Raw genomic sequence first — 12,342 nt, 5'->3', positions numbered from 1 at the left:
ACCCGGAGGCCGTCCCTTGGTGGAATCCACGGCGTATGATCAGTTGCAAGGCTCCGTGCAAAGTGAACGTTTCCCTCCGCGTTCTGGGAAAGAGGCCGGACGGCTTCCATGAGGTGGATACTGTGATGGTTCCCCTGGATTTGTGCGATGTGCTGGAGTTTTCCCCGGCGGCCTGTCTGGAAATGAGCTGCGACGCCCCGGGCGTGCCTCTGGATGAGAGCAACCTGGTTATGAAAGCGGGACGGCTGATGGAGCGGGAGCTGGGAAGGTCCATGCCGTGGCATGTCCGCCTGGTGAAAAAGGTGCCCCATGGTGCGGGGCTGGGCGGCGGCAGCAGTGACGCCGCATGCGTGCTGCGTACCCTCAATGAGCTGGAACACGGAGGTTTGTCCCGGGAGCGTCTGGCGGAGCTGGGAGGGGAAATCGGCTCCGACGTGGGGTTTTTCATTTATGGCGCGGCGAGCCGCTGCACCGGGCGCGGAGAGAAGGTGGAGCCCTTGCCGGAGTGGAAGGGATGGCGTCCCCGGGTTGTTTTATTGAAGCCGTCGTTTGGGGTTTCCACACCGGACGCCTACCGCCGCTGGTCCGGTTCCAGGGAATTGCCCGACATTCCTTATGGGGAGCAGGATGTGGGCGGCCATGTGCTGGTCAATGATCTGGAAAGGCCCGTGTTTGAAAAGCATTTATTCCTGGCGGAAGTGAAGCGCTGGCTGATGGGGCGGCCCGGGGTGCGCGGCGCCATGATGTCCGGTTCCGGTTCCACCATGTTCGCCGTGGTGGAGGATGAAGGAACCGGACGCGCGCTGATGGAGGATGCCGCCCGGGAGCTGGACCCCACTTTATGGATGTGGTCCGGCCTGGTGATGCAGGATGACGCGCGGTAAAAACATGATTCCGCAGGAGGCCTTGCCTTGACGGAGGGGGATGCATGCCGTTACACTCCGTCCATGATTAAGAGTTTGTTGGCAGGCATGATGGTGGCGGCTGTATGCGCCGTCCAGGCCGGTGAATATGGGGACAGCGCCGTCCGGGCCGCCCGGGAGCTTTCCGGGGCGGTGAAGACGGGCGACATGATGTGGATGATTGAGAAGATGTACCCGCCCATGAAGAAGCAGCTTGTTGCTTCCTTTCCAGGCGGGGAGGCCTCCTTCATGGAGACCATGAGGGAAAAGATGCAGGCCGCCGCCGCCGTGATGAAGGAACGCGGCATGGTGGTGGAGACGTATGAAATAGGCCAGCCTGCGGCGGAACATCTGGTGAAGGGAGGCGGGGAGGTGCTGGTGGTGCTTCCCACGCGGATGGTCATTTCCATGAAGCGTCCGGACGGGGTGCCCGTGAAGGTGGAGAATACCGGTGTTCTGGTGCTGGTGAAGGATTTGAAGGATAAGGGGCCCTGGACGTTCATCGACGCTTCCAGAATGAATGCGAACGGCTTGCGCTCCATGTTCTATGACCTGCCTGAAAAGGTGAATCTTCCGCCGGTTTCTTCCCGCCAGCTTCCCGTGGGCCAGTAAGGGGGGCAGGTTCCCACATATGAAGGCCGCCGGGGAAGAGGGCATGGAAGGCGTCAGCGCTTTTGAGGCTTATGTCCACCGGGCATTTGCCCCGGACGGATTGTTTTCCCGCGCCAGGGATTTTGAGTACCGGGAGGAGCAGCAGAGCATGGCCCTGGCTGTGGCGAGGGCGCTCCAGGTGGATGCGCCGCTGCTGGTGGAGGCCGGCACAGGCGTGGGCAAATCCCTGGGGTATTTGCTGCCGGCGGTGAAGTTTGCTTTGGATTTTGACCGGAAGGCGGTGATTTCCACGCATACCATCAATTTGCAGGAGCAGTTGTTCAACAAGGATATTCCGCTGCTGCGCACCGCCCTGGGGATTGATTTTTCCGCCGCCCTGCTGAAGGGCAGGCAGAATTACCTGTGCCATACCCGCCTGCGGCGTGCGCTGGCGCAGATGGATTCCCTCTTTACGCAGGGTGAGGCCGCGGAGTTGAAGAGGATCCAGGACTGGGCCCTGAGAACGCAGGACGGCACCCTGAGCGATATGGCATTTCGGCCGTCTTCCAAGGTATGGGCCATGGTCTGCAGCGAACCGCATGCGTGCAGCATGCGCCATTGCGGCCCTTCCTGTCCGTACCAGGCAGCCCGCAAGCGGGTTCTGGAGGCCAAAGTAGTGGTGCTTAACCATACCCTGTTTTTCGGGCTGATGGCCCAGGCGGAGGATTCCGAGGAGGCGGGGTTCGTGTTTCCCGGGGATTTTGTGATTCTGGACGAGGCTCACATGATTGAGAACATCGCCGCCCGCCAGCTAGGCGTCCAGCTCTCGGAACCGCATTTGAATTATGAATTGCTGCGGATGTACAATCCGCGCACGCACAAGGGGTTGCTGAAACCGCTGAACAATCCGTCCCTGTTTCAGCGGGTTCAGGACGTGATGGACGCCTCCGGCCTGTTTTTCCAGAATGCGCGGGATGACCTGGGGTTTGCTGGTTCCGGAAAGATTGTCCGCATTCTTCAGCCGGAGTGGTCGCAGGATATTCTTTCTCAGCCTTTGATGGAACTGATCGGGGAATTGAAAACGGAGAGGGAGAAACAGGAGGAAAACGCAGCCGCGAAGGATGAACTGGCGGATATGGCCGCCCGGATGGAGGAGGCGCAGGCTTCCCTGAAGGTGCTGATGGACATGACGGAGGAAGGTCACGTATATTGGGCGGAGCGTTCCGGTCCGGATGGAAGGAACATGAGCGTTTGCTCCGCTCCCGTGGAGGTGGGAGATATTTTGAGGGAACGCCTGTTTTTCGCCGGACGTTCCGCCATTCTGACTTCCGCCACGCTGGGGACCGGAGATGCGGACATGAGTTATTTTGCGGGGCGCGTAGGGGCGGAAAGCGTTCGGAAGCTTCAGATTGGAAGCCCGTTCAATTACCGGGAGCAGATGCGGCTGATTGTAGCCCGCTCTATGCCGGAGCCGGACCAGCCGGAGTATGCGGAAGTTTTGCCGGAATGGATTAAAAGGTATCTGGCGGAGTCCCGCGGCAGGGCTTTCGTGCTGTTTACCAGCTATCGTCTGATGGTTCAGGCGGCGGAGAAAGTGCGTCCTTTTTGCGAGGAACAGGGATGGACGCTGTATGTGCAGGGGCAGGATATGCAGCGGCATGCCATGCTGGAGGCGTTCCGGAAGGATGTGGACAGCGTGCTTTTCGGTACGGACAGTTTCTGGACCGGGGTGGATGTGCCGGGAGAATCTCTTTCCAACGTTATTGTCACGCGCTTGCCGTTTGAAGTGCCGGATCATCCGCTTGTGGAGTCCCGTTTTGAGAGTATCAGGGAACGCGGGGGGAATCCGTTTTACGAATATTCCGTACCTGTAGCCATTCTGAAGCTGCGGCAGGGGGTAGGGCGGCTGATCCGCACCAGGAGCGATTCCGGCATGGTGGTGATTCTTGATCCGCGCGTAGCTACCAAGAGGTATGGAATGCGTTTTCTCAAGTCCCTGCCGGAGGCCCGGCTGGAGTTTGTATGAGGTTTTTTCAGGATGCCCCGGAATTGTTCCGTTGCCTCTCCTGCCGCATCAGGAGGTAGCTGAGGGGTTGTTCCAGGCGCGCTTCTTCCAGAAGGGAGCGGTCTGCAAAGATGTCGGGAACGGGAGCGTCTGCCAGGATGGAACCGTCTTTCATTACGATGCAGCGCGTGCACAGATCCATGACCATGTCCAGATCATGGGTAGCAATGATTTTGGTATGGGTGAATTGGCGCAACAGGCTGATGAGGGTACGGCGGGAGGCAGGGTCCAGGTTAGCGCTCGGTTCGTCCAGCACCAGGATGTCCGGACTCATGGAGAGGACCGTGGCGATGGAGACGGCCCGTTTTTCCCCTCCAGAAAGATGGTGGGTCATTTTGTCTGCCAGGGCTTCCGCATGGACTTCCCGCAGGGCCTGTTCCACGCGGCGGCGGATTTCCTCCGGGGGGAGCCCCATGTTGAGCGGCCCGAAGGCCACGTCTTCCCGGACAGTAGGCATGAATAGCTGGTCTTCCGCCTGCTGGAAGACCATTCCCACGCTTTCCCGGACGCGGGCGACGGTTTTGGGGGTCACGGGAATGTCCCCTACCCGTACCTGGCCGGAAGAGGGGGGCAGCAGGCCGTTGAGGTGGAGCAGCAGCGTGGATTTCCCTGCGCCGTTCCCGCCTACGACGGCGACGGATTCCCCGTGGGTGATGCGCAGGGAAACGCCGTTCAGCGCCGGAGGGGAATCCGGGTAACTGAAACACAAGTCAATAGTTTCTACAAGGTGGTGGCTCATGGGATGAGGCTGCGGGCGTACTGGCCCGCGAGCATGGTGATGTTGAAACAGCGGAACAGAATGACGAGAATGCAGAAAAGAAGGCCTCCCGCTGCGCCGCGGCCAGTGATGACGCTGCGGGAATTGACGAATTCAGGATCTTCCCCGCCTCTGCACAGGACGGCCTGGTAAATGCGTTCCGCCCGCCCGAATGTCCGCAGCAGAAGTTGTCCGGCCATAGCCCCCCACGTGGAAAGAGGGATGGGCCCGGAGCCTCCCCGCCGGGAGCGGAATGCCATCAGCATATGTTGGCATTCATCCACCAGGATAAAGGCGTACCGGTACAGGAAGGTCATCAGCGTGATTAGAATGCGCGGAGCGCCGAGCTGCCTCAGGCCGCGGCAGAGAGGCGCAAAGCCTGTGGAGGCCAACAGCGTGAAGGCACCCAGGATGGTGAGCATGCACCTCAGGATGATGGAGATGAAGGAGATCATGCCCTGCGTGACGGGAATGCCGAACCATTCTCCCATGGGAGTTCTGTCCACCAGAGGGTTGAAGAGGCCTATCATGACGGCGACGGGCAGCAGCCACAGGGTACGTTTCAGAAGGTAGCCCAGGGGAAGGCCCGCCAGGCGGATGACACAGACCGGGAACAGGAAGAAAGGCAGGAGCCCCGTAATTTCCTGCGGAGGCCAGGAAAGAACGCAGATTTGATAGACGAGGAAAGCTCCGATTTTAATGCGGGCGTCCAGACGGTGGATGCCGGTATTTCCGCAGGAAAACCGATCCATCTGGCGGAATTGCTGCGAGGCGTCCGTAAACAGTGGCATGGGGAGGGTCAGCGGGGGCAGTGGCTGTGCGGTTTTCTGCCGAACAGGAAACCGGCCGCAAAAATAAGGGCTGCGATAATGGCGCTTCCCAGCACGCCGGCCATGCTCGTTTCAGGGTTGACAATGGAGGAGGAAGCTTCCGTTTCCGCGGTGTTTGCCCCGTCATCAGCGGGAAAGGCGTAGTCCGGCATAATGGCGGTGGCCTCCTGTACGGTTTCCAGGTTCCGGTGGAGGGGGGACGGTTCCGCCAGCCTGGTTTCTTCCGACCCGGTGACTCCGGCTACAGACCATTCCAGTCCGTCAGGATAGGCGGAGGCGAACCAGGAGAGGGCGGCTCCGCAGAGCAGGGCCGCTACCGCAAAGATGCCCAAAACGGTCCAGGATGCTTTTTTGACGGTTCCGGTTTCCAAGTCGGCCGGGCGCAGCAGGGACGGCTGTGCCTTGCTGATGAAGATGACGACGGCTGCCGTAGCAAGGCCTTCTACGGTGCCGATGGCCAGATGAATGGGCAGCATCAATTCAACAAATTGGGCGAAGGGCAGGGCTGAGATGCCGGAGGCCGTTGTTTCCAGAACGACGGAGAAGGCCCCCATCTGGAGCCCGATGACGGCGGCGATGACGCTGGCCAGCGTGATGCGGCCCGTGCCGGTTTTTGTTCCGGCCAGGGGCCTGTAAATGAAAGGGTAAGCCACCAGGCAGGAGAAAAACCCCATATTGAAAATATTGCAGCCCAGGGCCAGCAGTCCCCCATCCGCAAAGAAAAGGGCCTGCACCGTCAGGATGGCCGCCATGACCAGGAACCCCGCATACGGTCCCAGAAGGACCGCCAGGATGAGGCCGCCGCCCAGATGGCCGCTGGAGCCGGTGCCCGGAATGGTGAAATTCAGCATCTGGCAGGCAAAGATGAAGGCTCCCAGCACGCCCATGAGCGGGACGAGCCGCATTTCTTTTTCCTGCCTGACCTTACGTGCGCAGAGCGTTGTAATTGCAGCGGAAGCCGCCCACATGGTGCAGCCTACCGCCGGTGAGATGAAGCCGTCCGCCATATGCATGATGTTGATGCCTTTCTATTGAATAGTGTGAAGTATTGCTGAAAGCCCCGTACCGGGCAGATTGGCGCCACTTTAGCATAAACGCCGCAAAGCCGAAGAAGGAAATGCGGCAACGGAGGAAAGTATGTTCCTTCCGCTTCTCGGTTTTGGTTCCCGTGCGGAGCTGGTAAGGACTATTTCCGGCAAAAGAGCCTTTCCGGAGGGGGAACGGAAGGGAGGGCGCGTTTCTTCGGGTGTATCCGGCGGCAATTCATCTGCCGTTCCGTGCCGACAAAGGGTGTGGACGGGTTGGGCGTGATGCAGGCGGGAAAACTGTCTGCTAGACGGGACCCATGATGAATTTTTCCATAGCCAGGTGTTTGTTTTCCATAGGAGGATGCACGACAATCCTAGGCAATATTTCCGCAGACACGGCCGTGTCTTCCGCCGGAGCCATCGGAGGCCTGGGCGTTCTGACGATTGCCGTGAATTACACGCTGAATTTGCTCAAAAAGAAGGATGAGCAGTTGATGGCGAAGGATGCCCGCATTGAAGCCCTGATGGACCGCCTGATTGACAAATGCCCGAATTGCGAGCTGGCGAAAGCAGCCAACAAGTCCCTGCTGGATGATGAATGACGGCAGGCGCGGGGGACTATCTCCCGTCAGCGTCCGCCATGCGGGTGTAAACCTCCCGGGTTCCGTCCGTGTTCAGAATCAGCGTGTTTCTGCTGAGACTGTCAATGGTGGAGGTAGCGGTGAAGAGGGAGGAATTGCCGTTTCCCATGCTTTTCCCCGTCAGGATCAGGCGGCTGCCGTCCAGCTGCCAGCCTTGGTAGAGAAGCGTGTGCATGTTGATGGAAACGGCCCTGCCGTCCGGCAGGAGCTGCATTCCCTGGACATGCCCAGGCTGCCCGGGGACGGGCTGGGTCCAGGAGCCGGAGAGGCTGGCGGGAGTGGGCTGCATGGAGCAGGATGCCGCCAGCAGGAACAGGGCCGGGAGAAAGAGGGAAAATTTCACGGCGAGGGAGTTCAGCGTTGTTCCCGGATGATTTCCGTGCCGATGCCGTCCGGAGTGAAAATTTCCAGCAGCAGGGTGTGGGGAAGGCGTCCGTCAATGAAGTGCACTTTGCGCACACCCGCGTTCAGGGCGTCAATGGCGGAGTGGATTTTAGGTATCATGCCGCCGGATACGGTGCCGTCCTTGATAAGGTCGAGGGCTTCCGTACGCGTGACGGATTTGATGAGGGTGGAGGGATCCGAAGGGTCTTTCATGATTCCGGGGACATCGGAAATATAGATGAGTTTCACCGGCTTGAGTTCCTTGGCCAGGGCGGCGGCTGCCAGGTCTGCGTTCACATTGAGCGGTTTATGGGTGCCCAGTTCTTTTGCCAGCGGAGAGACGATGGGGGTGATCTGGAGTTCCAGCGCTTCCGTGATGCGCTCCGTCAGGCAACCGATGACGTTGCCCACTTCACCGATATCTATGGGGTTGCCCTGTTCATCTTTTTCATGGATGCGTTCCCCAACGAAGATTTCCGTGCCGGGAATGCCTACGCCCTTGCCGCCGTAGTCGCGGAACATTTGAACCAGACCGGGATTGATGGTTCCGGAAAGGGTGCGTTCCACAATGGAAATGGCTTCCGGAGTCGTGACGCGAAGCCCGTTGACGAAATGGGCTTCCAGCCCTGCCTCCGCCATCGCCTTGGAAATGGCTTTGCCCCCGCCGTGGACAATCACGGGGTTGAAGCCCAGGACTTCCAGCAGAACGATGTCCCGCATGAGCTTTTTGACCAGGCGGGCGTCATCCATGGCGCTGCCGCCGAATTTGATGAGGAATGTTTTGTCCCGGTAGGCCTGGAGGTAGGGGAGGGCGCCGACAATGACGGAGGCCTGTTCAATCAGGCGGGTGATTTTGGAGTCCATGTCAGTAATGAAACGGTAGGAGTTTTAACGGAAGGAGAGGGAGATTTTGAGGCAGGACCCGTTCAAAGCAGGCGCCTGCTTCTGAAGTAAACCAGGGGCAGGATGATGGAAACGAGCATGACTACCAGGGAGATGTAGTAGCCGTATTCGTTTTCCAGGCCGGGCATGTGGGCGAAGTTCATCCCATAAATGCTGGCAATTAACGTGGGGGGCATGAAGACCACGGCCGCCACGGTGAAGATTTTAACGATTTCGTTCTGTTCGATGTTGATGAGTCCCAGAACGGCGTCCAGCATGAAGTTGACGTTGCTGGAAAGGAAGTTGGCGTATTCGGAAAGGGAAGTGACGTCCCGGCTCAGAGGACGCAGCTTGATGTACAGCGTGGAGTTGGTGTCGTCCAAGGCCTCTTCGTTGCTGGCGTACGTGAGCAGGCGCAGAAGGTTGACCAGGCAGTCCCGCTGGCGGGTGAGCAGGTCGCCCACGCGGCCCAGGTCCTGGAGCGTCAGGCGCAGGGCACTGGAGACGGGCACCCGCTTGCTGGTCTTGCCTTCAGGTTCGTCCCTGCGGAAGATGTTTTTGGAAAGGCGGTCCAGTTCTGCGCCGAAACGTTCCAGCACGTCCGCTTGGCGGTCCACGATGGTTTCCAGCAGGCCGGTGAAAACCTGGTCCCGGCTGATTTGCTTCTGGCGCAGGAGCTGGTGGGAAAAAACGCGGAAGGAATAGGAGTCCGAATGGCGGATGGTGATGATTTTCGCCCCCATGAGGACGAAGGTGATTTCCGACAGGGAGGGGGATTCCGTATCCACGCGGCTGAGAACCGTGGTGGTCATGAAGCGCGCTCCGTCCTCCGTGTACAGACGGCTGGTGGCCTCAATCTCCCTCATTTCGTCATAGGTCGGCATTTCCAGCCCGCAGAGGCGTTCCACAAACTTGATTTCCGCCGGTTCCGGGGTAAGGAGGTCAATCCAGAAGACGGAATCCAAGTGTTGTTCCGCCGCATCCACCTGGGTGGTGCGCTCAATGCCTTCCGGAGTTTGACGATAGAGCCGGATCATGCCGTTGATTTCGGTGGGGGGATGGAACGATGCCGTGCATGAGGTCGAGTGACACCCAACGCAGGCATGATGCCTTGTTTGTTCAGGGAAGGGAAGTAAAAAGGGTGACAAAAAGAGGCCCGGTCCCCAAGGTGGGAACCGGGCCTGCCGGAAAAGGGATGCGCGCCTCTTAGGCGTTTTCCTTGACGATCACCTTGAGCGTGGCTTCCACCTGGGGATGCACCTTGATGACGACTTCGTGTTCGCCTTCGCTCTTGATCGGCTTTTCGAGTTCAATCGCCCGGCGGTCCACTTCCACGCCCTGAGCGGTCAGGGCATCGTGAATGTTCTGGTTGGTGATGGCGCCGAACGCCTTGCCGCCTTGGCCCACTTCAAGGGTGAGGTCTACGGTCAGTCCGCTGATCTTGGCGGCCACTTCCTGAGCGGCGCTGAGTTCTTCCGCTTCGCGCTTGGCGCGGGCGGCCTGAAGATTGGCGATGAAACGGCGGTTGGAGGCTGTTGCTTCGTGGGCCAGACCCTTGGGGATGAGGTAGTTGCGGCCATAGCCAGCCTTAACGGTCACCAGGTCGGCTTCTGCGCCGAGCCCTTCAATTTTTGTTGCGAGAATTACTTCCATCGTTGCCATGGCTAAAAAGAAATGGTTATTTGTGAGCGGTTGAAGTAGTAAGTATTCGCCCGAATGTCAAGACAAGAGCGATAAAAAGGGCGTTTTTTTATGTTTTGGGAGGAAAAATCCTCCCGGTTGTCATGATTGGTGACATTGCGCTTGCTTCACGCGGCAGTAGTATGTAGGGAAAGGAACCGCATTTATCGCGTTCTCTCCCGGAGGGGTGGGGTTCGCCCGCGGGTACATTACAGATATTTGATCTTATGGCTATTCAGCGCGCATTGATATCCGTTTCCGACAAGACCGGCCTGGAGGAGTTTGCCAAGGGCCTGCACGAGTTTGGAGTAGAGCTTATTTCCACTGGCGGGACCGCCGCTTTCCTGAAAGGCCTGGGCCTTCCGGTGATTGAGATTTCCGACTATACCGGAGAACCGGAGTTGTTTGAAGGGCGCCTGAAGACGCTTCATCCCATGGTGCACGGGGGTCTGCTGCACCGCCGCGATAATGAGGAGCATGTGCGCCAGGCTAAGGAAAACGGCATCAAGCCCATCGACCTGGTCTGCGTGAATCTGTATCCTTTTGAAGAAACCGTCGCCAGGCCCGGAGTCACGCTGGAGGAAGCTATTGAAAAAATAGATATCGGCGGGCCGTCCATGCTCCGTTCCGCCGCCAAGAATTACGCTTCCGTCACGGTGGTTTCGGATCCCGCGGATTACGCGCGCATTCTGGATGAAATGCAGACCCACAAGGGGGATACGACCCTGAAGACCCGTGAAAACCTGGCGGTGAAGGTGTTTATGCGCACCTCCAATTACGATAACGCCATCACTAATTATCTTGGCCACCAGAGCGCGGAAAGCACCAAGGGCAGCTTCTGCATCTGCGCTCCCCTGTATCAGGAATTGCGTTACGGGGACAATCCCCACCAGGAAGCCAGCCTGTACGGCAGCTTCGGGGATATTTTCCACCAGCTTCAGGGCAAGGAGCTTTCCTATACGAACGTGCTGGACATTGAAGGGGCTGCCGAGCTGATTACCCAGTTCCGCCGCCCGACGGTGGGCATTTTGAAGCACACGAATCCCTGCGGCGTGGGCCAGGACGACGAAGACCTGCGCAACGCATGGCAGAAGGCTTTTGAAACGGATACGCAGGCCCCCTTCGGCGGCGTGATCGTGGTCAACCGCCCGATGACGGAAGGCCTGGCCCGTGTGCTGAGCGCCATTTTCACGGATGTCATCATCGCTCCGGAGTATGATGCGGAAGCCCGCGCCATTCTCCAGAAAAAGAAAAATTGCCGCATCATCCGCATGAACACGGAAGCCTGGATGAAGGCGCGCCGCGAACCCATCATCCGTTCCGCGCCCGGCGGGTTCATGACCATGAAGCGGGATACGGACGTGATGGGGCTGGACAATCTGGAAGCCAAGGTGGTGACCAAGCGCCCCCCGACCGAGGAAGAATTGACCGCCATGCGTTTCAACTGGCGCGTCGTGAAGCAGGTTCATTCCAACGCCATCGTTTTTGGCGGTACGGACCGCACGCTTGGCATCGGCGCCGGGCAGATGAGCCGTGTGGATTCCGCCCGCATTGCCGTCTGGAAGGCCGGGCAGGCCGGCCTGGATCTGAAGGGCAGCGTTGTGGCGTCCGACGCCATGTTCCCGTTTGCAGACGGCCTCCAGGTGGCGATTGACGCCGGAGCCACCGCCTGCATCCAGCCCGGAGGTTCCATCCGCGACGAGGAAGTGATTGCCGCCGCTGACGCCGCGGGAATTGCCATGGTATTTACGGGACACCGCCATTTCCTCCATTAATTTGAATGTTCGTCCCCGCCCCTTTGTCTTAAAACCGATATGCTGCTAGGTGTAAATATAGACCACATCGCCACGTTGAGGCAGGCCCGCTACGCGACCATGCTGGATTCCTTCAATGTGGAGCCGAGTGTTTTGGACGCCGCTTATGCGGCGCAAAGGGGCGGGGCGGATTCCATCACCCTCCATGTCCGGGGCGACCGCCGCCACATGCAGGATGCGGATGCCCTGAGCGTCCGGGAGAGCGTGGCCCTTCCCCTGAACCTGGAAATGGGAAATACCCCGGAGATGGTGGATTTTGCCCTGCGGCTGAAACCGGACTATATCTGCATGGTTCCGGAGAAGCGCGAGGAAATCACTACGGAAGGCGGCCTGGACGCCGTTTTTCATGAAAAGGATCTGGCTCCAACCATGGCAAGAATGGCCGACAACGGCATTCAGGTGAGCCTGTTCATTGATCCGGAAGTGCCCCAGGTGGAGGCTGCCGCCCGCCTGGGCGCCCCCATGATTGAGTTGCATACCGGATGTTTTGCCAACCATTCCGGCAGGGAGCGCACGGAGGAACTGGCCCGTTTGAAACGCGCCGCGGAACTGGCCCATTCCCTGGGCATCCAGGTGAATGCGGGCCATGGCATCAATTACCAGAATCTGGAACAGCTGCTGGCTGGCGTCCCTTGCCTGCATGAGCTGAACATCGGCCATACGATTGTATCCCGCGCTCTTTTTGTGGGGATGGAGCAGGCCGTGAGGGAAATGCGCCAGGCGATCGACCGCCTGAGCTGATTGCGCCGTTTCAATTGATCCCGGTTG

Annotated in this window: 13 protein-coding genes; 6 read left to right on the top strand and 7 right to left on the bottom strand. The window is 59.1% G+C overall.

Annotation, left to right across the window (positions count from 1 at the left end):
• Positions 1 to 35 precede the first annotated feature (35 nt).
• The 3 genes from ispE to BHW66_RS05780 all read left to right on the top strand — a co-directional run bounded on the left by ispE (position 36) and on the right by BHW66_RS05780 (position 3,519).
• Complete coding sequence (gene ispE, locus BHW66_RS05790; RefSeq protein WP_046437497.1) at positions 36 to 884, top strand: 4-(cytidine 5'-diphospho)-2-C-methyl-D-erythritol kinase; 849 nt, start codon at positions 36 to 38, stop codon at positions 882 to 884.
• A gap of 63 nt (positions 885 to 947) precedes the next feature.
• The gene (locus tag BHW66_RS05785; RefSeq protein WP_012420236.1) at positions 948 to 1,514 is read left to right on the top strand and encodes a hypothetical protein; all 567 of its coding nucleotides are present in this window, start codon (positions 948 to 950) and stop codon (positions 1,512 to 1,514) included.
• Positions 1,515 to 1,533: 19 nt separating this feature from the next.
• Positions 1,534 to 3,519 (top strand): helicase C-terminal domain-containing protein, encoded by a 1,986-nt coding sequence (locus BHW66_RS05780; RefSeq protein ID WP_102738992.1) that lies wholly within the window; start codon positions 1,534 to 1,536, stop codon positions 3,517 to 3,519.
• Positions 3,520 to 3,526: 7 nt separating this feature from the next.
• Here BHW66_RS05780 and BHW66_RS05775 read toward each other — a convergent pair whose 3' ends face one another.
• From BHW66_RS05775 to BHW66_RS05765, 3 genes are read right to left on the bottom strand one after another with little or no spacing between them, the layout of a single operon-like run.
• Positions 3,527 to 4,297 carry an ABC transporter ATP-binding protein gene (locus BHW66_RS05775; RefSeq protein WP_046437494.1) on the bottom strand — a complete coding sequence of 257 codons (771 nt, stop codon included), beginning with the start codon at positions 4,295 to 4,297 and terminating at the stop codon, positions 3,527 to 3,529.
• The gene (gene cbiQ, locus BHW66_RS05770; RefSeq protein WP_022197018.1) at positions 4,294 to 5,106 is read right to left on the bottom strand and encodes a cobalt ECF transporter T component CbiQ; all 813 of its coding nucleotides are present in this window, start codon (positions 5,104 to 5,106) and stop codon (positions 4,294 to 4,296) included. Before cbiQ ends, BHW66_RS05775 begins: the two co-directional genes overlap by 4 nt.
• Before the next feature lie 8 nt (positions 5,107 to 5,114).
• Positions 5,115 to 6,158: an energy-coupling factor ABC transporter permease gene (locus BHW66_RS05765; protein ID WP_022197019.1), complete on the bottom strand. Its 1,044-nt coding sequence runs from the start codon at positions 6,156 to 6,158 to the stop codon at positions 5,115 to 5,117.
• Between the two features lie 332 nt (positions 6,159 to 6,490).
• Here BHW66_RS05765 and BHW66_RS05760 point away from each other — a divergent pair, with 332 nt between their 5' ends.
• Positions 6,491 to 6,775 (top strand): hypothetical protein, encoded by a 285-nt coding sequence (locus BHW66_RS05760; protein ID WP_012420241.1) that lies wholly within the window; start codon positions 6,491 to 6,493, stop codon positions 6,773 to 6,775.
• A gap of 16 nt (positions 6,776 to 6,791) precedes the next feature.
• Here BHW66_RS05760 and BHW66_RS05755 read toward each other — a convergent pair whose 3' ends face one another.
• From BHW66_RS05755 to rplI, 4 genes are all read right to left on the bottom strand, one after another.
• Positions 6,792 to 7,157 carry a lipocalin family protein gene (locus tag BHW66_RS05755; protein ID WP_046437492.1) on the bottom strand — a complete coding sequence of 122 codons (366 nt, stop codon included), beginning with the start codon at positions 7,155 to 7,157 and terminating at the stop codon, positions 6,792 to 6,794.
• Between the two features lie 11 nt (positions 7,158 to 7,168).
• Entirely contained in the window at positions 7,169 to 8,062 is an 894-nt protein-coding gene (gene argB / locus BHW66_RS05750; protein WP_046437489.1) for an acetylglutamate kinase, read from the bottom strand.
• Positions 8,063 to 8,124: 62 nt separating this feature from the next.
• Positions 8,125 to 9,117 (bottom strand): magnesium transporter CorA family protein, encoded by a 993-nt coding sequence (locus tag BHW66_RS05745; RefSeq protein WP_012420244.1) that lies wholly within the window; start codon positions 9,115 to 9,117, stop codon positions 8,125 to 8,127.
• A 169-nt stretch (positions 9,118 to 9,286) separates the two neighbouring features.
• Positions 9,287 to 9,733: a 50S ribosomal protein L9 gene (gene rplI, locus BHW66_RS05740; protein ID WP_046437487.1), complete on the bottom strand. Its 447-nt coding sequence runs from the start codon at positions 9,731 to 9,733 to the stop codon at positions 9,287 to 9,289.
• A 254-nt stretch (positions 9,734 to 9,987) separates the two neighbouring features.
• Here rplI and purH point away from each other — a divergent pair, with 254 nt between their 5' ends.
• Positions 9,988 to 11,535, top strand: coding sequence for a bifunctional phosphoribosylaminoimidazolecarboxamide formyltransferase/IMP cyclohydrolase (purH, locus tag BHW66_RS05735; RefSeq protein ID WP_012420246.1), 1,548 nt, complete (start codon positions 9,988 to 9,990; stop codon positions 11,533 to 11,535).
• A 39-nt stretch (positions 11,536 to 11,574) separates the two neighbouring features.
• The gene (locus BHW66_RS05730) at positions 11,575 to 12,315 is read left to right on the top strand and encodes a pyridoxine 5'-phosphate synthase (RefSeq protein ID WP_031930843.1); all 741 of its coding nucleotides are present in this window, start codon (positions 11,575 to 11,577) and stop codon (positions 12,313 to 12,315) included.
• Positions 12,316 to 12,342: the final 27 nt, after the last annotated feature.

The organism is Akkermansia sp. 54_46 (assembly GCF_001917295.1).
Lineage (GTDB): Bacteria > Verrucomicrobiota > Verrucomicrobiia > Verrucomicrobiales > Akkermansiaceae > Akkermansia > Akkermansia muciniphila.
This window is presented reverse-complemented; position numbering and strand designations above follow the sequence as displayed.